Genomic DNA, 21,312 nt, shown 5'->3' with positions numbered 1-21,312 from the left:
AAAGCCGACAACGTGGGGCTACGCCCCCCTAAGCTCCTGGCGTTGGCGGCCCAAGCCGTCGATCTCCAGCTCGACCACATCGCCGGGGCGCAGGTACGGCTTGGGCTCGGGCTGCCCCATGGCGACGCCGGCCGGGGTCCCGGTGTTGATGACGTCACCCGGGTACAGCGTCATGAACCGGCTGACGTAGCGCACCACTTCGGTCACCGGGAAGATCTGCTCGGCGGTGCTGCCGCTCTGCTTCAGCTCGCCGTTGACCCACAGCCGCAGGCCCAGCGCCTGCGGATTGGGCACCTCGTCGGCGGTGACCAGCCAGGGGCCCAGCGGGTTGAACGTCTCGCAGTTCTTGCCCTTGTCCCACTGGCCGCCGCGCTCGATCTGGAACTCCCGCTCGGAGACGTCGTGCGCCACGGCGTAGCCGGCCACCGCCGCCCGGGCCTGCTCGTCGGTCTCCAGGTAGCGGGCGGTGCGGCCGATGATGACGGCGAGTTCGACTTCCCAGTCGGTCTTCACGCTGCCGCGCGGCACCAGCACCGTGTCATCGGGGCCGACGACGGTGTCCGGGGCCTTGAGGAAGACGATCGGCTCCTCGGGGGTCGGGGCCCCGGTCTCCCGGGCGTGGTCGTGGTAGTTCAGCCCGATGCACACGATCTTCCCGATGCCGGCCACTGGGGGGCCGGTGCGCAGCCCGGACGCGTCGAGGGCCGGCAGTTCCCCGGAGGCCGCGGCGGCCCGGATCTGGGCCAGCCGTCCGTCGTCCGCCAGCAGCGCTCCGTCGATGTCCGGCACCAGGTCCGACAGGTCCCGCAGGGTCCCCGAAGCGTCGAGCAGCGCCGGGCGTTCGGCCCCCACCGTTCCGACACGCAGCAGCTTCATCGATTCAACTCCCGTGGTCGAAGGTCGCCCCGGAGGAGCCTCCGGGGCGGCCGATGGGGGACGGCCATCGAGCGATGTGGCTGATCCTCCGAGAACGGGGTTCAGTCCGCAAGACCCCGTTCACGGACTGGACCCGAAGCGGGCGGCGAAGGCACCGGCACGGCCTTCCCACAGCAGCGCGCCCTGTACCCGACATCAACCGGGCACAGGGCGCGCAGAGCTACCGTCACCGAGAGGCCGTGACGGTCCCCTCAGCCGGCTTCGCGGCGGCCTTCCCGGCAGGCTTGCCGGCCGGCTTCGCAGCCGCGTTCCCGGCGGCCTCCGCCCCGCCACCCGACGTCCCCGCGCCCCGGTGGAGCAGCGCCCGTTCACCGGCGGTCCAGGCCGTCGTCGTCACCATGTAGAGGCCGGCGGCCAGCGGTACCACGGCCACCGTGATCAGCGTGCCGAACGACAGCAGCGGCAGCACCTTGGTCATCGACGCCATGCCGGGCACCGCCCCGTCACCGCCCGCCGCCGGCGCCGGGGAGGCGGCCACGGTGGCCCGGGCGCGCCGGTCGTTCCACGTGGCGACCGCCGCGACCAGGGCGAACAGTACGAGGTAGACCCGGCCGTGCGGACCGAAGACCCCGCCGTCGGCGAGCGCCTGGCTCCAGTGCCCGCCGAGCGGCGCGCCCAGCAGTGTGTGGTCCAGCACCCCGCCGGCCCCGGTGGAGAACAGGTGGTACATCACGAAGAACACGGGCAGTTGGAGCAGCGTCGGCAGGCAGCCGGCCAGTGGCGAGGAGCCGGCACCGGCGTAGAGGTCGGCCACCGCCCGCTGCAGTCGCTCGGGGTCGTTGCGGTGCTTGCGCTGCAGATCGGCCAGCTGTGGGGCGAGCGCGGCCCGGGCCCGCTCTCCGCGGGCCGCGGCCCGGGCCAGCGGGTGCAGCGCGGCGCGTACCGCGAGGGTGCACAGGACGATGGCGGCGGCCATGGCGGCGGTGCCGAAGAGCGGTTCGATGGCCTCGGCGCCGTGCGTCAGCGCCTCGCCGAGAAAGTCGAAAACGGACATGGGTGAGCCCTCCACGGGTCTCGTCGTACCGGGGTGATGGATACGGCGTGACGGGTGGCGCAGACACCGGGCAGCAGGAAGCAGCAGCCCCCGCGGGCCGGCCCCGGGGGCCGGATGTCGAACCCTGGTGCCCCGGAGGCGGACCGGATGTCGGTCCCCCGTCGGGAGGCAGGGGCGGGCGGAGGTGTGGCGGTGCGGCGGTGTCTACGCGGCCGTCGGGAGGGTGTGGCCGGGTGCTCGTGGGCGTGGCCGGCCGGCCGCGTCGGGGTCGCGCTGGGGCAGGAACGCGGTACGTCGCTCACGGTCGCGGATCGCCGTTCGGACCCGGCCCGGTGGCACGGCCGGCGCCCAGGCGGCGATCAGGACGGCCTGGCACAGCAGCAGCACCGCGGCCGTGGTCGCGGCGGCGGTCAGGGCGGTGGCCACCCCGGTCTGGGTGAGCAGGAAGCCGGTGAGGAGGACCAGGAGCGCGGAGAGGTACAGGCGGCCAGCGTCGACCATGCGGTACATCCGATGCCCTCCTCCTGTGCGGCGCGTGCCCCGGACTTGTCGTCTTCCGCTCAAGAGTAGCCACACCTCTGGGCAGCCGGGAGACCGGCCGATAACTTGCCCTCCCTGCCGTCGGGACGGCAGCGGACCAGGGGGATCAAGGGGGAACACCAAGGAGGTGCTGTGCGCGACATCAGCGTTCCGGCCCTGGCGGCTCCACTGCGGACCGGCGGCCTCGCCGACTCCGTCTTCGACACCGCCGCTCACCAGCCGGATTTCGCTCAGCTCGCCCGCCGCGACGAAAGAGCCGCAGACGAATGGGAGGAGGTGTCCGCGAAGGAGTTTCGCGACGAGGTGATGGCCCTGGCCAGGGGGCTGCTGGCGGACGGGATACGGCCCGGCGCCCGCGTCGCGCTGATGTCCCGTACGCGCTACGAGTGGACGCTGTTCAGTTATGCCCTCTGGGCGATCGGCGGCCAGCTGGTGCCGGTCTATCCGACCGCCTCACCCGAGCAGCTGCGGGGCATCCTCAACGGGGCGCAGGTCACCGCGATCGTGGTGGAGAACGAGGCGCACGCCATGACCGTGGCGGAGGCCTGTGACGCACGCTCCCGGCTGCACCGCCTGTGGCAGTTGGACCTGGACTGCATCCAGCGGCTGGCGGAGGAGGGCATCCGGGTGCCCGAGGCCGCTGTGCACCGGCTGCGGCACGCGGTCTCGCCGCACGCCCCCGCCGCGCTCGTCTACACCTCGGGGACCACCGGGCGCCCCCGCGCCTGTGTGATCACCCATGCCAACCTCGCCGCCGAGTGCGACACCCTCTACGCGGGCTGGGGCGGGCTGCTGGCCGAGCCCGGTGAACGGCCCTCGCTGCTGGCGTTCCTGCCGTTCGCGCACATCTACGGGCTGGTGGTGCAGGTGGCGTGCATGCGCGGCGGGGTGAAGCTGGCCCATCAGCCCGATCCCTCGTCGGACCAGCTGCTGCCGGCGCTCGCCTCGTTCCGCCCGACGTTCGCGTTCGCGGTGCCGTACGTCTTCGAGAAGATCTGCACCCGCGCCCGGATGGCCGCCGAACGGGAGGGCAAGCTGCGCACGTTCGACGCGGCGATGACGGTCGCGGTGCGCTACGCCGAGGCCCTCGCCGAGGAGGAGCGGGGCACCGGGCGCGGCCCGGACGCCTTCCTGCGGGCCCGGCACGCGCTCTACGACCGGCTGGTCTACTCCCGCATCCGGGAGCTGCTGGGCGGCCGGGTGCGCACCGCGGTCTCCGGCGGCTCCCCGCTCGTCCGCGAACTGGGCCTGCTCTTCGCCGGCTTCGGCATCACCGTCTACGACGGCTACGGCATGACCGAGACCACCGGTGCGGTGACCGCCCAGCCGCCGGGCCGGGTGCGGTTCGGCACGGTGGGCATGCCGCTGCCGGGCTGCGGGGTGCATGTGGCGCTGGACGGTGAGGTGTGGGTGCGCGGTGCGGTGGTGTTCGCCGGCTACCTCGACGAACCCGGCGGCCCCGGTGGCCCCGGTGGCCCCGACGGACCCGGCCGACCCGGCGGCAGGCACAGCAGGGGCGGCAGGCACAGCAGGCACAGCAGAGACAGCGGGGAGGGAAGGGACGGCAGGTTCGACAGGTACGACAGGCACGAAAGGTACGACAGGTCCAGCATGGACGGCAGCGGCCTCTACGACGGCTGGCTGCCCACCGGCGACCTCGGCCACCTGGACGAGGACGGCTATCTGGTGATCACCGGTCGCAAGAACGACGTCATCATCACCAGCAACGGCAAGAGCGTGGCCCCGCAGGGGCTGGAGCAGCGGCTGTGCGCCCATCCGCTGGTCTCGCAGTGCGTGGTGGTCGGCGACAACCGGCCGTATGTGAGCGCGCTGATCACGCTGGACCCCGAAGCGCTGGAGCAGTGGCGGCAGTTGCGCGGCGAGCCGGCCGAGGCCGGTGCGGGGCCGACGCCGGAGGAACAGTTGCAGGGCGAGGTGCGGCGGGCGGTGGCGCGGGCGAACGCGTCGGTCTCCCGCGCCGAGTCGATCCGCGCCTTCCGGGTGCTGCCGGGCGAGTTCAGCCAGGAGTCCGGGCTGGTCACACCGTCCCGGAAGCTGCGAAGAGAGGCCATTGTGCGGGCGTACGCGGGAGAGATCGACGCCCTGTACGCGCAGGGCGCGCGCGAGGAGCCGGACACCCGCAGCGAACGCCGCCGGCTGGCCGCGGCGGGCCTGTACGCGCGCTGAGCACGGCAGGGCGGCGCCCGGGCAGCACAGGGCATGCCGAGGGCCACCGCCCGTGAAGGCCGGGCCCGTTGCGACACCGTAACAGTCTCGCAACGGGCCCGGCCGATATTTGTCCGGGGGTGAGGAGCCACGCCACAAGCACCGCCGGGGCGCTTAGCGTCCGTTGGCGTTCCAGTAGTGACGAACCGGGAGGCCGTGTGCGGTCGATCCTCAGCAACTCCGCAACATCCGGGCGGACCATCGCCACCGGACTGGTCGTCGCCGCCCTCGTGGCCACGCTCGCGGCACTGCTGGTGCCCGTACAGCTCTTCGGCGAGACGGCTTCCGCGGCGACCAACACCGTCTCGTACGACGATGACGGCGGCGGCACGGTCAACACCCGTTACGGGCCGCTCAGCGCCATGGACCGGGACTTCGTGCGCAAGGTGCGGCTGGCCGGACTGTGGGAGATGCCCGCCGGCCGGCAGGCCCAGGAACGCGGCAAGACCGCCGCGATCCGGACCGCCGGCGACCACCTCGTGGCCGGCCACACCGAGTTGGACCGGCGGTCGGTGGAGGCCGGGCGGGCTCTGGGCATCCCGCTGCCCAACCAGCCCACCCCCGAGCAGCAGGGCTGGCTCGGACAGCTCAACTCCGCCTCGGACGCGGAGTACCCCGCCCTCTTCGCCGAGCTGCTGCGCCGCTCCCACGGCAAGGTCTTCGGTCTGATCGCGATGGTCCGCGACCAGACCCGCAACTCGATGGTGCGTGCCCTGGCCGACAAGACCAACTCCACCGTGCTGGACCACATCACGGTTCTGGAGAAGACCGGCCAGGTCAACTTCGACACCCTGCACAGCAGCTGAGCTGCCCCTTCACCCCTCACACCGGACGAAGCGAAGTGATCTCATGAGGCAACGTCAACGCCAACAGGGCCACAAGCGCTCGCGTTTGACGAACAGAATGATGGTGGGCGCCGCCGCGCTCCTGCTGGGCGGCGGCGGGCTGGCCGCGGTCGCCACCACGGCGCTGGCCGGCAACTCCGACCAGGCGGCGCCGTCGGGCCACCGGCACACCATCACCGCCACCACCATCTCGTGCCCCGATGTCGGTGAACGGCTGCGGCAGGTGCCGCACGGCGCCCAGCTCCAGGTGTCCAAGGGGCTGTCCACGCTGGACCGCCAGGTGCACGACGCGTACCACCAGTGGATGGACGGCGGCAGCAATGACATCCTCGCCCGGCTCAAGCAGCAGCGGCAGCGCACCATCACCACGATGGTCTCCGCGATCGCCAAGGACACCAAGCGGCCCAGCTACCTGCTGAAGATGAGCGGCTGCACCACCAAGTCGGTCAACGAGGGAGCGGGGTCCGGCGGCTACGACTCCACCAAGTCCACGCAGGACGGCTGGTACCAGGGCCAGAACCCGCAGCAGGGCCAGCCGCAGGACGGCCAGCAGAGCCAGCAGCCGGGCCAGCAGCAGCCCGGCCAGGACGGCGGACAGGCCCAGGACGGCGGGCAGGCCCAGAACGGCGGGCAGCAGCAGGGCCAGCAGCCCGGCGGCCCCGCCCCCGACGACTTCGTCGACATCACCAGCGTGCAGCCGAACGCGGACGCCCCGCCGTTCGCCGCCCCCAAGGGCGGCAACGCCACCACGGGCACCTTCACCACCGAGTGCGGCCGCAACGAAGAGGGCCACTTCAACTCGGACAACGTCATCGTCACGCCGGGCGTGAGCAACGGCGCCCACCACACCCACGACTACGTCGGCAACACCACCACCGACGGCAACTCCACCAACGACTCCCTCGCCGCCTCCGACACCACCTGCAACAACGGCGACCAGTCGACCTACTACTGGCCGGTGCTGCGCAAGCTCGACGGCAACGCCGAGCAGAAGCCGGGTGCCGCCCAGGACGCCAACGTCGGCTCGGTGCTGACCCCGTCCACGGTGACCCTCACCTACCGCGGCAGCCAGTCCGGCCAGGTCGAGGCGATGCCCCGCTTCCTGCGGATCATCACCGGTGACGCCAAGGCGTTCACCAACGGCACCAAGAACGCCAACGCCTCGTGGAGCTGCACCGGTTTCGAGAACCGCCAGCTCAAGGACCGCTACCCGCTGTGCCCGAGCGGCTCCCAGGTGGTGCGCACCTTCGCGTTCCAGAACTGCTGGGACGGCCAGAACATCGACAGCGGCAACCACCGCGACCACGTGGCCTTCTCCGACCAGAACGGCAACTGCCCCAACAACTTCCGGGCGATCCCGCAGCTGGTCGAACGGATCACCTACGACGTGCCGCAGGGCAACAGCTTCGCGGTCGACAGCTTCCCCGAACAGCTGCACAAACCCGTCACCGACCACGGCGACTTCATCAACGTGATGCCGGACAACCTGATGAGCAAGGCGGTCGACTGCATCAACAACGGACGCCAGTGCACCTGACGTCCCCGGGGCCGGCGGCCTAGCCGCCGCCCCACCAGACCACTGCCCCTCCCCCAACAGCGACGCCGGCGCCCATGCGCCGGCGTCGCTGCGCGCTGTCCGCGTCAGCCTCCCGGGCCGGGGCCCGTCGCCGCGTCCGGGGCCGACGTATCCGGGGCCGGCGCGTCCAGGGCCGGCGCGTCCGGGGCCGACGTATCCCCTGCCGGCGCGCCCGGGTCCGGTGGGGTGGGGTCCGGCGGGGTGGGGTCGCGCCGGAGGTGCTCCGGATCGCTGGGCTCGGCCTGGCGGACGACCCCGATCAGCTCCGCCATGAAGGCCCGTACGCCCGGGGTTTCGGCGTCGGCGGCGGTCGCCACGAGCACACTGCGGGACACGGTCGGCCGGCAGGGCAGAAACCGCACGCCCGGGGGTGCGGAGCTGCGCACCATCCGCGGCACCAGCGTCACCGCGAGCCCGGCCGCCACCAGATGGAGCTGGGTGGCGTAGTCGGACACGCAGTAGCGCACGTTCGCCTCCACCTCATGGGCGCGCAGCAGTTGCCGCAGCCCCTCGTGGGCATCGCTCCCCTCGGGACAGCTGGTCCACAGCTCGCCGCGCAGTTCGCTCAGCGCCACGGACTCCCGGTCGGCGAGCGGATGCCCCTGCGGGACCGCCAGCTGGGCGTCCTCGTGCAGCAGCCGGGTGGTCCGTACACCGGAGGGCATATGAGCCGGGCGGTGCGTCCAGCTCTCGGTGACGACCGCGTCGAGCCGGCGCTGTTGGAGCATCGGGATCATGTCGACCGCCTCGCCGTCCCGCAGTGACGGTTCGAGGCGGGGATGGCGTTCGGTCAGCCGGTGCAGCACCTGCGGGAGCAGCGCCCGCAGGGCACTGGCGACGCAGCCGATGCGCAGCGGACCGGCGACCAGGCCATGCAGATTGGCCAGGTCACGTTCGGCGTCCGCGAGCGTGGCCACCATGGACTGCGCGGATGCGGCCAGCAGCTGTCCGGCGCTGGTCAGTCTGATGCCACGGCCGTCCCGCTCGATGAGCCGGCACCGGGCCTCCTTCTCCAGCTTTCGCAGCTGCTGGGACACCGCCGGGCCGGTGATGTGCAGGGCCTCGGCCGCCGCGCCCACGGAACCGAGCCGGGCCACGGCGGCGAAGATCCGCAGCCTCTCCCACGTGATCATGTAAGCCAGGCTAATGCTTTGCCCTCATGAATTCTGAATAGTGTTACCGGACTCACGCTGTCACCGTGAAGGTTGTGGATGCGACCTCAACGTCCCCTGTGACGACTTCCGATCACACCAGCCGTAAACCACCGCACGGCACAACCGGCCCCGCGGCATTGGTCATTGGCGGGGCCGCCTGTTTATCGACGTCGGCGATGCTCGTGAAGTTGGCCGACATCGATGCGGGCACCGCGGCATTTCTGCGCTGCACCCTCGCACTGGTCGCTCTGGTGCCTCTTCTGATGCACGAGGTACGGCGCAAAGGGTGGCTGCCACTGCCGCTTCAGGGATACGCGGTGTGCGCAGGTGTATTTCTCGGCGCGGATTACGTCATGTGGACCAGGAGTGTTCTGGACGTCGGTGCCTCGGTCGCCTCGGTGCTCATCAATGTGCAGGTCATCGCATTCCCGTTGCTGGCGCGGGTGATCGGGGGAACGGCGATGTCCCGCCGGTTCGTCTTCACCCTTCCGGTGATGCTGGCCGGAATCGCGCTGGCGAGCGGCGCTCTGGAAGACGCTTCAGAATCCGGCAATCCGGTGCGCGGGGCGTTGCTGGGCGTGGCCGCCGGTGTCGCCTATGCCGCGTACCTCTACCTCAACCGGGCGTCCGGCGCACGCAGTCCGGGGCACGTCGTCACACCGATCTGCATCGCCACCGGCGCCGCCGCGGTGACCGCCGGCGTGATCGGCCTGTTCACCACCGGAATCACCCTGTCGCTCACTTTGGCGTCCTGGGGCTGGGTGAGCGCGCTCGCCCTGCTGGGTCAGGTGGCGGCCTGGCTTCTGATCAGCGCCGGAACGCCGCGGCTCGCGCCGAACGCCTCCGCCGTCCTGCTCCTGCTCCAGCCAGTCATGGCGATCGGATTCGGGCTGGTCGTCCTGCGGGAGACGCCCACCGCCGCCCAGCTCGCCGGCTGCGTGATCGTGATCGCCGCGGTGTGGTTCTCCCACCGCACACCGCGCCCGTCGACCAGCCGCACTCGCTCCTGAAGTGGTGCCCGCACCGCACGCCCTTCTGGCGGAAGTTCCGCCGCACGACGAGGAAAACGCCAGGCGGTAAGTGAATCCGACAGGAGGCACCTCTCACTTACCCGCCCCGACCACTCACCGGGTACGGCCAAAGCCTGGGCAGGGAAATATCCCCGATACCACTGACACCACTCAGCGATATCGACGAGCACGCTACGAGCGCGACGAGTACAACGAGTACGACACGCACGTCGTACACGTCACGCGTTTCGCATCGAGCACGAGGACGGCATATCCCAGGACGGACGCCGACCTTCCGAAGGCCAGCCTCGAAGACGGCGAACAGGCACAGACTTTCGACGGTATTCGCCATCACCCTGCGGAAGCGCTGCGACAGGCGGTGAACTGCCCCACTCTCCCGCCGCGCCGACCGGAAAGGGGAGCACACGACCGCGAGACACCTCTCGGCAGAAGAGAACAGCAGACAGCAGTGCGCCGGGGGAACTCAGGAACGCCCGTCAACGTCTCCTGGAGCTGCACCGGTTTCGAGAACCGCCAGCTCAAGGGCCGCTACCCGCCGTGCCCGAACGGCTCCCAGGTGGTGCGCACCTTCGCGTTCCAGAACTGCTGGGACGGCCAGAACATCGACAGCGGACGCCAGTGCACCTGACGTCCCCGGGGCCCCGCGACCTAGCCGCCGCCCCCACCAGACCACTGTCCCTCCTCCAACAGCGACACCGGCGCCCACGCGCCGGCGTCGCTGTGCGTGGTCACCGCATCCGGACGGCACCACGGCACCTTGAGACCACCGCGTTCCGGCCTGCCCACCGGTCCCCAACCCACCCTACGGACCTTCCTACGCGCCGGGCGAACGTCCCCGCCTCCCCGCACGGACCGCCCCACAGTGGTGGCCATGACACCCCTGAACCGCGTAGCCGTCCTCTCCGACATCCACGGTGTGCTGCCCGCCCTGGAGGCGGTGCTCGCCGAACCGGAGGTCCGCGCCGCGGACCGCATCGTGCTCACCGGCGACCTCGCCTCCGGCCCCCAGCCGGCGGAGGTCCTGGACCGGCTGACCGGACTGGGCGAGCGGGCCCTCTGGCTCAGCGGCAACGCCGACCGCGAACTCCTCGCCCACGGCCGGGGCGAGGACGCCCCCGTCCCGGACGACATCACCCCCTGGGCCGCCGCCCAGCTCCGCCCCGACCACCTCGACCTGCTGGCCAGCCTGCCCGCCACCCTCCGCCTCGCCGTCCGCGGCCTGGGCCCGGTCCTCTTCTGCCACGCCACTCCCCGCGACGACGAGGAGGTGGTCCTGGTCGACTCCCGCCCCGACCGCTGGCAGGAGGTCTTCGACGGCCTCGACGACGACCTCCACACGGTGGTCTGCGGCCACACCCATATGCCCTTCGTCCGCCTCGCCCACGGCCGCCTGGTGGTCAACCCCGGCAGCATCGGCATGCCGTACGGCCGCAGCGGCGCCCACTGGGCCCTCCTGGGCCCCGGCGTCGACCTGCGCACCACCCCCTACGACATCGACGCCGCCGTCGCCCACCTCACCCGCCACTCCAGCTACCCCGACATCGCGGGCTGGGCCGACTACTACCTCCGCGCCCGCGCCACGGACACCGACGCACTGACCGCCTTCGGCCCCCGGGACGGCCGGACCGGGGCGGAGTGATCAGCACGGCGATCACAAGGTTCTGCCCCGCACGCCCTGACGGTGACGCGGACGCGGGAGGAGTGGATCGCGGCGGGGACACCTACTGAGCCCGCCGTCGAGACGGCACATCCTTCCCGCCCCCGCCCGTGTCGTTCCTCCCGGTACGCGGCGTCGTCCGGCCGGTCGATCCCCGGTCTTCGGCTGACGCTCCGCACCGGGCCCGCACGCCGTCCTCCGCCGTGGACGACGGCCGCGGGCTGTTCCGGGCGCAGGCGATTCCGCACGAGTGGAAGGCAGTCGAAGAATGGGCGAGTTCCCTCCGTGTCCCCCGTCGGCCCGCGCCGCCGCCCGAGTGGTGTGCGGCACGCCGGTCGAGCTGAGGCAGATCACCCACCGCCGAGGGGCGGCGGTATGGCGGGCGACCGGCCCGGACGGCGTGGTGGCCGTCAAGGTCGGCAGGGGCGACGGCGCGACGGCCACCCGGCGGGAGGGGCACGTCCTCGGCTCGCTCGGCTGGTCGGACTACTTTCTGGCCGCCGGCGGGGACCACGCCACCGCATGGGTGGTGACCCGCTGGTTCACCGGCCCGTCGACCTGGCAGGCCTTCACCTCCTTCCGGCGCGGGAGGGGCGGGCAGACGCACGCCGTCACCGCGTCCGTGGAGCTCTGTGGGGCCGTGGCCGCACTGCACGCCTCCGGGTGGGTGCACTCCGACCTCCAGCCCGCCCATGGCATCCATACCGCTGGTGGCGTACGGCTCATCGACTGTTCCTGGGCCTGGCGCGCCGGCCTTGAGCCGCCCGCGCAGTTCCGCGGCGGGATCACGCACCTGGTGGCACCGGAACTGGCTTGCTCGATCAACGCCGGCGTCCGGCCCGTCACCCCCAGTACGGCGGCCGAGGTGTACGCCCTGGCGGGGAGCCTGTGGACCTGCCTCACCGGCCGCTGGCCACTGGACTACGCGGCGGCCGGGATCGACCCGCGCCGGCTCAGCTCCGAGGAGCTCCGGGACCGGATCGCCGACCGCCGGCTCCCCCTCGACACCGCGACCCCTTGGCCCGCGTACCAGCGCATCCTGCGCCCGGTCCTCCTCGCCCGGGCCGAGGAACGGCCCACGGCAGCGGAACTTGCCTCGGAAGTGTCGACGTTGACCTCATGAGCGCTTTCGCACGGGACGGACTCACCGGGGAGGGTGTGCCCGCCCAGCGCGACGGCCCCGCCCAGGGATCTCCCCGGGCGGGGCCGTCGTGGTGCGGTCACCTGTGGCTGACATTGGGGTGGCGAACGTCAGACCAGGTGGCGCGGTGGGATGGCTGTGTGTGGGTCACAAGCCGTTGATGGCTGTGTGTGGGTCACAAGCCGTTGACGCGGGCCTCCCGGGCCATGCCCAGGGGGCGTATCGAGGAGGCGACGGCGCGGGCTCGGCGGCCGGCGCGGGCTCGGTAGGTGCGGACGTGGGTCATCAGGCGGCGGCTGCGGAGGGCCATTTCGAGTTCGAAGCGGGTGCGGGGGTCGCGGAGGACCGGGCCGAAGAGCTTCTCGATCTGGCGCAAGCGGTAGCGGACCGTCTGCGGGTGGACATGGAGGAGCTTGGCCGCTTCGGGCGCACCACCTCCCTCCAGCCAGGCGAGCAGGGTGACTTCGAGGCGTTCGCTCTGCCGTGGGGTCAGCTCCTCCAGCGGCCCGAGCCAGCGCGAGGTCAGCGCGTCGGCCAGTGACTCGTCCTGGAGGAGCAGGAGGGCGGAGAGGTGGTCGTCGACGAACGCGGGGCGCGACTCGGGGCCCACCCGGCTGGGGGCGAGGGTGAGCAAGTAGCGGGCCCAGCGGAGGGACGAGGCGGTGTCGGTCGCCGGGACGACGTGGCCGACCGCGGCGGGCCGGCCCTTGAGGGCCGCTTCGATCCGGGCCCGGGTCTGGGTGGCCGGGTCCGGTACGAACAGGCAGGTGTAGCCGTCGACGGTGCCGATGAGGGCGTGTCCGAGGGCGGCGGCGAGCTGGGCGGCCTCGGCGGGGGTGGCGAGCACCACGGCCTGGAGGGTGTCGGGGACCGGCCAGCCGGCCGCCCGTCCCAACTCGTCCAACCCGCCCTCGGGCGCGTCGCGTTGACCGGCAAGCACCTCGAAGAGGTCCTGGCGGGCCCGAGCCACCGGCATCGGTGTGACGACGGAGGAGACAGCCGGACGTTTACTTTCCGACTGTTTTTGGTAACCCAGAACTGTCAGCAGGGCCTGTTCCAGTGCCCATTCGGCCTCTTCTACGGGGGTATCACCGAGAAGTGCGGCCAATGAGGGAAAACCGCGTTGCAACTCCGCGACCACCTTCTCAGCGAGGTCCGGGAGTTCATTTCTGACGACCCGGTTCCACTCGCCTCGGGGACGCGACCAGATGCGGTTAAGGAGATCACACATCGCTACCTCGATCCTGGCGGGGATGCGGCTTGGACAGGGGGGAGGCGCCCCCGTGCGCCTGACTGGGCATCATCCGGAGTCGCTCGCGTGACCGCGACGCCGGGGCGGGAATTTGTCACAGCGCGATAAACCTTACGAAAGCCTGAACGCGTTCGTAGATGCTTTTGCACATCCGCATTACAGCGCCCTGCGTATCCGGCCGGTTACGGAATGTTGAATGTTACCGCCGGTCACCCACCCAAAAGCCGCGCAATAGCCGCGGGCAAATACCCCGCAAGGGAATTCAACGGAATTTGCATCCGCACCCGATGCCCCGACACCGGGAGGTCCGATGTCCGCACCACGCCTGGAGAGCCGCCAGGGCCGCCGTGCCGCACACCGAGCCCGGCCCTCGCCAACCGTGCCGCGCCCCCGGCGCCCCCCGAACGAACCCGGGCCGCCGGGCCGGCGTCCGTCCGGCGGCCTCAGCGGAACAGCGCTGCTGCGCCCGGCACTTCCGGCCGCGCTGCTGCTCTTCATCGCCGTCACCCTGCACTCCGGGGCAGCCGACACCCTGATGCGCTTCTTGGACTTCGGCGCCGGGGTGCTCGCCCTGGTCTCGCTGTCCGTCACCGTGCTGTGGGGACTGGCCGCCACTGACCGGATGGTGCTGGACACCGGGCACCGGCTGCTCGCCCAGGCCGTGCACCGTGGCACCGGCATCGCCGGCCTGGGCTTCCTGGGCCTGCACATCTGGGTCAAGGTCGCCGAGGGTCACGTCAGTTCGGCGTCCGCCGCCGTGCCGTTCACCGACGGCGCCCGTCCGGGACTCATCGGACTGGGCACCCTGGCCGGGTACCTGTTCGTCGCCGTCGCGGTGACCGGCGCGGTGCGCGGCGCCTTCACCGGTATCACCGCGTCCCGCTGGTGGCGGGCGCTGCACATGAGCGCGTATCTCGCCTGGGGCCTGGCCCTGGTGCACGGCCTGAAGTCGGGCCGTGCGGCGGCCGGCTGGGCCACCGCCGGATACGCCATCTGCCTCGCCGCGGTGGCCGTCCGGCTGGCGCTGCGGATGCGCGAAGCACGCAGGAACTCAGGAGAACTCCCATGACCGCCCCCGCCCCCACCCAACTGCTGCCGGTCCTGGCCGCGGCCCCCGAGCCGGTGCCGACGCTGGCGTCCTTCGGGCCGCCGCGGCTGCTGGCCGGGCTCGACGAGCTGCCGCGCATGGACCGGGTCGCGCACCTGTCACGGCACGGCAGCCTGCCCCAGCTCACCTCGCAGGAACTGGTGGCGCTGGCCGAGGACATCGACCTGCGGGGCCGCGGCGGCGCCGGCTTCCCCTTCGCCCGGAAGCTCACCGCCGTGCTGGACGGGATGAAGCGCGCCGACGGCAAGGGGGCGGTGGTCGTCAACGGCAGCGAGGGCGAGCCCAGCTGCCTCAAGGACACCGCGCTGCTGCTGCACGCGCCCCACCTGGTGCTGGACGGCGCGCTGCTGGCCGCCGACGCGCTCGGCGCCCAGGAGGTCGCCCTGGGGGTGACCCGCGAGGACGTCCTGGACTCGGTGCAGCGCGCGATCGACGAACGCGGCCCGGTGCGGCCGGCTTTACGGGTCACCCTGCTCACCGAGCGGTTCGTCACCGGTGAGGGCTCGGCCATGACCAACGGGCTCAGCGGCGGGGCCGGTCTGCCCTCCGGCCGCAAGATCCGCTCCAGTGAGCGCGGGCTGAACGGTGTGCCGACCCTGCTGTCGAACACCGAGACCTACGCCCAACTCGCCGTCGCCGCCCGGCTGGGCGCGCTCGGCTACCGCAACGCGGGCCTGCCGACCGAGCCCGGCACCCTGCTGCTGACGGTCGCCGGCAGCATGGTGGTGGAGGTCCCCTACGGGGTGTCGCTGGCCCGGGTCCTGGCACTGTGCGGCATGGACCAGGGGCAGGGCGTGCTGATCGGCGGCTACCACGGGACGTTCGTGTCGCCGACCGACGCGCTGACCGCGGCGCTGTCGAAGGAGTCGCTGGCCGAGTACAACGCGGTGCTGGGCGCCGGCGCGGTGCTACCGCTGCCCTACGACACCTGCCCCGCGGGCGAGACGGTACGCGTCGCGCAGTGGATGGGCGCCGAGTCCGCCGGCCAGTGCGGCCCCTGTGTGCTCGGCCTGCCGGCGCTCGCCGACGAACTCGACCGCGCGGTACGGGGCGGCGGCACGGGCGCCCTGGAGGCCGTACGGGCCCGGATGCGGGCCGTGGAGAAGCGCGGCGCGTGCAGCCACCCGGACGGCACCGCGCGGTTTGTCGCCTCGGCCCTGGCCGCCTTCCCCGAGGAGTTCGAGCGGCACGCCCAGGGGTTCGGGTGCGGGCGCCCGGTGACCGGGGCGCTGCCGGTGACGGCCACCGCGCACCAGCCGCCGCCGTCCCTCGCGCCGGTGACCGCACCGGCGCGGGTACGCCCGGCCGCCCCGCCGCAGGAACGGCTGCTGGTCGACTGGACGCTGTGCCGCGGCCACGGCCTGTGCGCGGATGTGGTGCCCGGCATCATCAAGCTCGGCCCGGACGGCTATCCGGAGCGGGCCAGCATGCCGCTGCCGGCCCGGATGCGGCGGCGGGCACAGCTCGCGGTGCGCCGCTGCCCGGCGCTGGCGCTGCGGGTGCAGGGCGGCAACTGACCGCCCGGGCACGGTTTTTGGCATCTGGCGACAAAGTTCGGGCGGGTTGAACGCCGGCCACCGCGTACGCCGTATCCCCCGGCGGCGGCAACCCGCCCCTCGCTCAACGGAACGACCCTCGCCCTTCGACTTCGCCCAACGGCATTGGAGACACCATGATCACTCGACGTCGTGCGGGACTCGCGGCCGCGGCGGTCGCCACCCTGGCGCTCACCACCGCCTGCGGCAGCAGCGACAACCAGGGGGCCGGCACCGCGCCGGTCTCCGACAACGTCCAGCCCGCGGGCCAGGGCACCAGCCAGTACGGCTCCTCCGGCTCCGCGGCGGGCGACGACGGCTACGGCGGCGGGAGCGGCGCCAAGCCGGCGGAGGCCGCGCCCAGCGCCGGGACGCTCGCCCTGCACCAGGACGCCAAGCTCGGCCCGGTCGTCACCGACTCCAAGGGCATGACGCTCTACCGCTTCGACAAGGACACCGCGAAGCCGCCGAAGTCCAACTGCTCGGGCTCCTGCGCCACCGCCTGGCCGCCGGTGCCCGCCGACGGCGCCTCGGCCCCCGCCGGCATCGCCAAGAAGGACCTGGGCTCGGTCACCCGCGCCGACGGCACCGAGCAGCTGACCATCGGCGGCTGGCCGGCCTACCGCTACGCCAAGGACACCAAGGCCGGCGACACCAAGGGCCAGGGCGTGGGCGGCACCTGGAACGCGCTGACCGCCGACGGCAAGAAGGCCAGCGCCGAGGCGCCCGCCGACGTCTCGGTGATGAACCAGCCCGAGCTGGGCCAGATCCTCGTCGACGGCAAGGGCATGACGCTCTACCGCTTCAACAAGGACAGCGCCTGGCCGATGAAGTTCGGCTGCAACGACGCCTGCCTGGACACCTGGAAGCCGGCCGAGCCCGCCGACCGCTCCAAGCTCAAGGGCATCCCGTCGAAGCTGATCTCCACCGTCACCCGCCCCGATGGGCTGCGCCAGCTCGCCGTCGACTGCTGGCCGGTCTACACCTTCACGGGCGACAAGCAGCCCGGTGACATCAACGGCCAGGGCAAGATGGGCCTGTGGTTCGCGGTCTCCAAGGAGGGCAAGAAGATCACGACGACGCCTGCGGGCTGACGGTCTCCCCGCCCCGCACCGGGGCCGTCTCCCGGGGGAACTCGTCGTCCAGCGCCAGCACCTCGGCGTCCGGCCGGTCGTCGGCGTCCCGCGGCCCCCACCGGGTGACCGCCAGCGCCACCGCCAGGTTCACGGCGAGTGCCACCAGACCGGCATTCATCCCCCACAGCGGGTCGTGTCCCCCGAAGACCAGGACACAGACCAGGGCGAAGCCCACGACCAGGCCGCTCACCGCGGCGGACCACGTCAGCCGCCGCCACACCAGCCCCAGCAGCAGCATCGGCACGAGCTGCGCCATGCCCTCGTACGAGATCAGCGACAGCCGGACGAGGGTGTCGGGGGCGGTGTAGGTCAACACCAGCGCCACCGTTCCCGCCGCGACCACCACCAGTTGCGACCACAGCTTCTGACGGTCGGCCAGCCGCGGCAGGGCGCCCAGCACGCTCCTCCCCCACATCGTGCCGATGACCAGCATGAACACGGCCATCGGCACGATGGAGGAGAGGGCGGCGGCCACCCCGATCACGCCCACGGCCCACGCCGGGAGGGAGTCCACCACCATCTTGAACAGCGCGAGGTTGGAGTCCGCACCGGTCAGCCCGGGGACGACGAACAGCGCCGCCAGGCCGAGCAGCATCGGCACGAACAACAGCACGTTGTAGACGGGCAGCAGGACGGCGTTGCGGCGCAGCGCATCGGCGTTCCGGGCGCCGAGGTAGCCCGCCACGGTCGTCGGGAAGATCACCACGGTCAGGGAGTTGACGAGCGTGGTGGTGACGAACCAGACCTGGCCCAGCCCACCGGAGTCATGCCCGGGGAAGGTCAGCCACTGCGGCTTCTCGGCCACCACCCGCTCCAGGAAGGGCCCGTAGCCGTCGAAGTAGTGCAGCGGCACGTAGCCCACCAGGAAGCCGAGGGTCACGATGACCAGGACGTCCTTGAGGACCGAGACCCAGGCGCTGCCGCGCAGTCCGCTGACCACCACGAAGCCGGTGGTGATCGCGAAGCCGAGGAAGTAGCCCCAGTTGAGGCTGATGGCCCCGTAGGAGAGGGTGGAGACCACCACGCCCATGCCGGTGATCTGCAGCTGTATGTACGGCAGTAGGCAGACGGTGGCGAGCACCGCGACGGCGGCGCCGAGCCAGGGCCGGCGGTAGCGGTGCGCCACGATGTCGGTGATGCCCATCAGACCGTGCCGGCGGGCGTAGGCCCACAGCATCGGCCCGACGACGTAGCCCAGCGCATAGCCGCAGGACATGTAGGCCACCACATAGAGCACCGGGGCACCGAAGTTGTAGCCCCAGCCGGCCGCGCCGAGGTAGCTGAAGCTGGTGTAGCTCTCGCCGGCCATCAGCACCCAGATGAAGACGGTGCCCAGGCTGCGGCTGCCCACCGACCACTCCGCCAGCCCGCCGCCGCCCTGCGCGGACGTCCCTTCCGCGCGCCCCTTCGCGCCGCCCCTCCCCCGCACCGCGAGCAGGCCGAGGACGACGGTGAGGACCATGAAGGCGGCGAAGACGGTGGTGGAGACGGCGGCGTTCATGAGCGCTCCCGGTGGGGGCCGCGCCGGAGGTCGCCGCGGCGCGCCAGCCACACCGACAGCGGGGTGGCGAGGGTGGCCAACAGCATCCAGAAGACCAGGAACGGCAGGCCCAGCACGGTCGGTGTCACCCGGTCGACCAGCGGCAGCACCGCCAGGAACAGCACATACGGCAGCAGCAGCCACAGCAGCGCGGGACGCTTTCGGGAGCCCGGGGCCCGGTCTCCAAAGGACTGGTTTCGCACGTGGGAAGAGCCTAGGCGACACATGGCCCCGGTCACCGCCGGTGTGTCGACCGCAACACGCCCCAGACCACCAGCCGGTAGGTGGAGGTGTAGGCGGGCGTACAGGTCGTCAGCGTCAGATAGGCGGCGGGCGCGGTGAAGCGGTAGGCGGGGTGCACGGTGCTGTAAGGGAGGGCGGCCAGGACGGTGCCGTCGCCCGGGGTGGTCCCCGGCAGGGTGCGCAGGACGGCGTAGGTGTACCGGGCGTCGGCGGTGTCGATCAGGACGGTGTCGCCGGGCCGCAGCCGGTCGAGGTGGCGGAACGGCTCCCCGTGGGTGTTGCGGTGCCCGGCCAGCCCCACGTTGCCCGCCCGGCCGGGCTGTGCGGTGTGCGGATAGTGGCCCACATAGCCCTTGTTGAGGACCGCGGCCTTGCCGGTGCCCTCGGCGATCGGGGCGGCCACGCCGAGCCGGGGGATGCGCAGGACGGCGTACGCCCGGTCCGGTGCGGGCGGTGCGGCCCGGTGGGGCGCTGCCCGCCCGGAGCCGGACGGGGAGCGGCCGGTGCCGGGCCGGACGGCCGGATCGTCGGGCCCGGGGGAGGCGGCGCCGCCGGGCGGCCCGGTGTCCCGCCACTGCCGCTCCATCTGCGCCACCTCGTCCCGTGCCGCGTGCTGCGCCTGACGGTTGGTCCACCACAGCTGGTGCACCACGAGCAGCAGCAGGACCGCGCCGAGCGTCACGGCCAGCTCCGCGACCGTCCACAGCGCCCGCGCGGCGGACGGGCGGCGGGTGCGCCGCCGCTGTACGACTACCGGTATCCGCTCCCGCACGGGCGCACCGTAGGCCCTGGGGGCGAGGACCGCCAGAGGCGGTACCGGGCCAGCACCGCCACCGGCGCCGGGTCAGCCGCCGAGGGCCTGCGAGACGGTGTAGATGGCAAGGCCGGCCAGTGCGCCGACGACCGTGCCGTTGATGCGGATGAACTGCAGGTCACGGCCGATGTGCGCCTCGATCTTCCGCGAGGTCTGCTCGGCGTCCCAGCCGGCGACGGTGTCGGTGATCAGCGAGGTGATCTCGCTCTGATAGGTCGTCACCACATAGACGGCCGCGCCCTCCAGCCAGCGGTCGACCTTGCCCTGGAGCCGCTCCTCGTCCGACAGCCGCCGGCCCAGGGACAGCAGCGCCGCCCGTACCCGCAGCCGCAGTTCGCTGCGCTCGTCCTCGGCGGCGGCGACGATCATCGCGCGGACCGCGCCCCAGGCGGAGGCGATCAGGTCCTGCACCTCACCGCGGTCCAGCACCTCGGTCTTCAGGTGCTCGACGCGGGCCCGGGTGTCCGGGTCGGACTGCAGGTCGGTGGCGAAGTCCCGCAGGAAGCGGTCGACGGCGCCGCGCGCCGGGTGCTCGGGCATGTCCCGCATCTCGGTGACGAAGCGCAGCAGCTCCTTGTAGACCCGGTCGCCCACCTTGCGGTCGACGAACCGCGGGGTCCAGCCGGGGGCGCCGCCGGAGACCGCCGCCATCACGGAGTCGCCGTGCTCGACCAGCCAGTCGTGGGCGCGGGCGACGACCAGGTCGACCATCCGCCGGTGGCCGCCCTCGGCCACGACCTTCTGCAGCATCGCGCCGATCCCGGGCGCGATCTCCTGGGCGTGTGCGCGGCGGGTGATCGCCTCGCCGACCACCGCCTGAACGTCGGAGTCGCGCAGCACGGTCAGCGCGCCGCGCAGGGCGGTGGACAGCTCGGCGGTGACCCGGTCGGCGTTCCTGGGCTCGGCGAGCCAGCCGCCCAGCCGCCGGCCGATGCCGACCGAGCGCAGCCGGCGGCGCACCACCTCGGCGGAGAGGAAGTTCTCCCCGACGAATTCTCCCAGACTCTGCCCCAATTGGTCCTTTTTGGTGGGAATGATGGCGGTGTGCGGGATCGGGAGGCCCATCGGCCGCTTGAACAGCGCGGTGACCGCGAACCAGTCGGCCAGCGCACCGACCATCCCGGCCTCCGCCGCCGCCGCGACGAACCCGGTCCAGCCGCCCGCCCCGACGTTGCCGGCCCACTTCGCCAGCGCGTAGACCAGCGCCACGGCCAGCAGCATGCCGGTGGCCAGCGCCTTCATCCGGCGTACCGCGCGCCGCCGCTCCGCGTCGGCCGCGCCGTAGGACACCCCGCCACCGGGCGCCGCCTGCTCCAGGACCGCCCCCGGGGCACCGCCCGACGCGGGACGCCGCCCGCGCTCCGGCGCCCCGTCCGCTCCCGGGCCGCCCGCTCCCGTGCCGTCCCTGCGCTCCGTACGTTCCATCCGCTCCACCGCTCCCAGCGTGCCCCCGTCAGCCGTACGGCCTATCGTGCGCCGTACGTACGGACACCGGTCCGTCCGGCTGTATGTCCCCATGTCCCACTGTGACCTACTCCCGGAACCCGTTAGGAGTTCCCCACGTCCCTGCCATGGTGGTATCGA

Annotated in this window: 19 protein-coding genes; 10 read left to right on the top strand and 9 right to left on the bottom strand. The window is 72.2% G+C overall.

Annotation, left to right across the window (positions count from 1 at the left end; genetic code table 11):
• Positions 1-18 precede the first annotated feature (18 nt).
• The 3 genes from AB0G84_RS32165 to AB0G84_RS32155 form a co-directional block, all read right to left on the bottom strand.
• Positions 19-876 (bottom strand): fumarylacetoacetate hydrolase family protein, encoded by an 858-nt coding sequence (locus AB0G84_RS32165; RefSeq protein ID WP_361328727.1) that lies wholly within the window; start codon positions 874-876, stop codon positions 19-21.
• 226 nt (positions 877-1,102) lie between these two features.
• Positions 1,103-1,930 (bottom strand): membrane protein insertase YidC, encoded by an 828-nt coding sequence (yidC, locus tag AB0G84_RS32160; RefSeq protein ID WP_361328725.1) that lies wholly within the window; start codon positions 1,928-1,930, stop codon positions 1,103-1,105.
• Between the two features lie 204 nt (positions 1,931-2,134).
• Positions 2,135-2,440, bottom strand: coding sequence for a DUF6412 domain-containing protein (locus AB0G84_RS32155; protein ID WP_361328722.1), 306 nt, complete (start codon positions 2,438-2,440; stop codon positions 2,135-2,137).
• A gap of 162 nt (positions 2,441-2,602) precedes the next feature.
• Between AB0G84_RS32155 and AB0G84_RS32150 the strand changes: the two genes are divergently transcribed.
• The 3 genes from AB0G84_RS32150 (at position 2,603) to AB0G84_RS32140 (ending at position 7,078) form a co-directional block, all read left to right on the top strand.
• Positions 2,603-4,657: an AMP-dependent synthetase/ligase gene (locus AB0G84_RS32150; protein WP_361328719.1), complete on the top strand. Its 2,055-nt coding sequence runs from the start codon at positions 2,603-2,605 to the stop codon at positions 4,655-4,657.
• A 197-nt stretch (positions 4,658-4,854) separates the two neighbouring features.
• Positions 4,855-5,502 carry a DUF4142 domain-containing protein gene (locus AB0G84_RS32145; RefSeq protein WP_361328716.1) on the top strand — a complete coding sequence of 216 codons (648 nt, stop codon included), beginning with the start codon at positions 4,855-4,857 and terminating at the stop codon, positions 5,500-5,502.
• 97 nt (positions 5,503-5,599) lie between these two features.
• On the top strand, positions 5,600-7,078 hold the full coding sequence (locus tag AB0G84_RS32140) for a DUF1996 domain-containing protein (protein WP_361328753.1): 1,479 nt from the start codon (positions 5,600-5,602) through the stop codon (positions 7,076-7,078).
• A 104-nt stretch (positions 7,079-7,182) separates the two neighbouring features.
• Here AB0G84_RS32140 and AB0G84_RS32135 read toward each other — a convergent pair whose 3' ends face one another.
• Entirely contained in the window at positions 7,183-8,250 is a 1,068-nt protein-coding gene (locus AB0G84_RS32135; RefSeq protein WP_361328713.1) for a LysR family transcriptional regulator, read from the bottom strand.
• Positions 8,251-8,315: 65 nt separating this feature from the next.
• Between AB0G84_RS32135 and AB0G84_RS32130 the strand changes: the two genes are divergently transcribed.
• The 4 genes from AB0G84_RS32130 (at position 8,316) to AB0G84_RS32115 (ending at position 12,082) form a co-directional block, all read left to right on the top strand.
• Entirely contained in the window at positions 8,316-9,281 is a 966-nt protein-coding gene (locus AB0G84_RS32130; protein ID WP_361328710.1) for a DMT family transporter, read from the top strand.
• A 469-nt stretch (positions 9,282-9,750) separates the two neighbouring features.
• The gene (locus tag AB0G84_RS32125) at positions 9,751-9,930 is read left to right on the top strand and encodes a hypothetical protein (RefSeq protein WP_361328756.1); all 180 of its coding nucleotides are present in this window, start codon (positions 9,751-9,753) and stop codon (positions 9,928-9,930) included.
• 243 nt (positions 9,931-10,173) lie between these two features.
• On the top strand, positions 10,174-10,941 hold the full coding sequence (locus AB0G84_RS32120; protein WP_361328707.1) for a metallophosphoesterase family protein: 768 nt from the start codon (positions 10,174-10,176) through the stop codon (positions 10,939-10,941).
• Positions 10,942-11,227: 286 nt separating this feature from the next.
• Positions 11,228-12,082 carry a hypothetical protein gene (locus AB0G84_RS32115; protein ID WP_361328704.1) on the top strand — a complete coding sequence of 285 codons (855 nt, stop codon included), beginning with the start codon at positions 11,228-11,230 and terminating at the stop codon, positions 12,080-12,082.
• A 193-nt stretch (positions 12,083-12,275) separates the two neighbouring features.
• Here the strand turns inward: AB0G84_RS32115 and AB0G84_RS32110 are convergent, their stop codons facing one another.
• Complete coding sequence (locus tag AB0G84_RS32110; protein WP_361328701.1) at positions 12,276-13,076, bottom strand: helix-turn-helix domain-containing protein; 801 nt, start codon at positions 13,074-13,076, stop codon at positions 12,276-12,278.
• Between the two features lie 586 nt (positions 13,077-13,662).
• Between AB0G84_RS32110 and AB0G84_RS32105 the strand changes: the two genes are divergently transcribed.
• From AB0G84_RS32105 to AB0G84_RS32095, 3 genes are all read left to right on the top strand, one after another.
• Positions 13,663-14,421: a hypothetical protein gene (locus AB0G84_RS32105; protein WP_361328698.1), complete on the top strand. Its 759-nt coding sequence runs from the start codon at positions 13,663-13,665 to the stop codon at positions 14,419-14,421.
• A complete protein-coding gene (locus AB0G84_RS32100) occupies positions 14,418-15,977 on the top strand; it encodes an NADH-ubiquinone oxidoreductase-F iron-sulfur binding region domain-containing protein (protein ID WP_361328695.1) in 1,560 nt (519 codons plus the stop codon). Before AB0G84_RS32105 ends, AB0G84_RS32100 begins: the two co-directional genes overlap by 4 nt.
• 155 nt (positions 15,978-16,132) lie before the next feature.
• Positions 16,133-17,089, top strand: a complete 957-nt coding sequence (locus AB0G84_RS32095; RefSeq protein ID WP_361328692.1) for an SCO0930 family lipoprotein — start codon at positions 16,133-16,135, stop codon at positions 17,087-17,089.
• Here AB0G84_RS32095 and AB0G84_RS32090 read toward each other — a convergent pair.
• The 4 genes from AB0G84_RS32090 to AB0G84_RS32075 all read right to left on the bottom strand — a co-directional run bounded on the left by AB0G84_RS32090 (position 17,067) and on the right by AB0G84_RS32075 (position 21,153).
• Complete coding sequence (locus tag AB0G84_RS32090; protein ID WP_361328689.1) at positions 17,067-18,632, bottom strand: sodium:solute symporter family protein; 1,566 nt, start codon at positions 18,630-18,632, stop codon at positions 17,067-17,069. The genes AB0G84_RS32095 and AB0G84_RS32090 overlap by 23 nt on opposite strands.
• Complete coding sequence (locus tag AB0G84_RS32085; protein ID WP_361328687.1) at positions 18,629-18,874, bottom strand: DUF3311 domain-containing protein; 246 nt, start codon at positions 18,872-18,874, stop codon at positions 18,629-18,631. The genes AB0G84_RS32090 and AB0G84_RS32085 overlap by 4 nt, the downstream gene beginning before the upstream one ends.
• Positions 18,875-18,906: 32 nt before the next feature.
• Complete coding sequence (locus AB0G84_RS32080; protein ID WP_361328684.1) at positions 18,907-19,686, bottom strand: class E sortase; 780 nt, start codon at positions 19,684-19,686, stop codon at positions 18,907-18,909.
• Between the two features lie 72 nt (positions 19,687-19,758).
• A complete protein-coding gene (locus AB0G84_RS32075; protein WP_361328750.1) occupies positions 19,759-21,153 on the bottom strand; it encodes a DUF445 domain-containing protein in 1,395 nt (464 codons plus the stop codon).
• Positions 21,154-21,312 lie beyond the last annotated feature (159 nt).

The organism is Streptomyces sp. NPDC020742 (assembly GCF_040641675.1).
In the GTDB taxonomy this organism is placed as follows: Bacteria; Actinomycetota; Actinomycetes; order Streptomycetales; family Streptomycetaceae; genus Streptomyces.
Note: the sequence above shows the minus strand (reverse complement) of the source record. Positions and strands in the feature narration are given on the sequence as shown.

What these genes read in the sequence shown, in the direction of transcription:
- AB0G84_RS32075 (WP_361328750.1), bottom strand. Translation starts at nt 21,153, where the DNA reads ATGGAACGTACGGAGCGCAGGGACGGCACGGGAGCGGGCGGCCCGGGA.
- AB0G84_RS32105 (WP_361328698.1), top strand. Translation starts at nt 13,663, where the DNA reads ATGTCCGCACCACGCCTGGAGAGCCGCCAGGGCCGCCGTGCCGCACAC.
- AB0G84_RS32165 (WP_361328727.1), bottom strand. Translation starts at nt 876, where the DNA reads ATGAAGCTGCTGCGTGTCGGAACGGTGGGGGCCGAACGCCCGGCGCTG.
- AB0G84_RS32100 (WP_361328695.1), top strand. Translation starts at nt 14,418, where the DNA reads ATGACCGCCCCCGCCCCCACCCAACTGCTGCCGGTCCTGGCCGCGGCC.
- AB0G84_RS32120 (WP_361328707.1), top strand. Translation starts at nt 10,174, where the DNA reads ATGACACCCCTGAACCGCGTAGCCGTCCTCTCCGACATCCACGGTGTG.
- AB0G84_RS32110 (WP_361328701.1), bottom strand. Translation starts at nt 13,076, where the DNA reads ATGCCGGTGGCTCGGGCCCGCCAGGACCTCTTCGAGGTGCTTGCCGGT.
- AB0G84_RS32135 (WP_361328713.1), bottom strand. Translation starts at nt 8,250, where the DNA reads ATGATCACGTGGGAGAGGCTGCGGATCTTCGCCGCCGTGGCCCGGCTC.
- AB0G84_RS32155 (WP_361328722.1), bottom strand. Translation starts at nt 2,440, where the DNA reads ATGTACCGCATGGTCGACGCTGGCCGCCTGTACCTCTCCGCGCTCCTG.
- AB0G84_RS32090 (WP_361328689.1), bottom strand. Translation starts at nt 18,632, where the DNA reads ATGAACGCCGCCGTCTCCACCACCGTCTTCGCCGCCTTCATGGTCCTC.
- AB0G84_RS32095 (WP_361328692.1), top strand. Translation starts at nt 16,133, where the DNA reads ATGATCACTCGACGTCGTGCGGGACTCGCGGCCGCGGCGGTCGCCACC.
- AB0G84_RS32115 (WP_361328704.1), top strand. Translation starts at nt 11,228, where the DNA reads ATGGGCGAGTTCCCTCCGTGTCCCCCGTCGGCCCGCGCCGCCGCCCGA.
- yidC (WP_361328725.1), bottom strand. Translation starts at nt 1,930, where the DNA reads ATGTCCGTTTTCGACTTTCTCGGCGAGGCGCTGACGCACGGCGCCGAG.
- AB0G84_RS32140 (WP_361328753.1), top strand. Translation starts at nt 5,600, where the DNA reads ATGATGGTGGGCGCCGCCGCGCTCCTGCTGGGCGGCGGCGGGCTGGCC.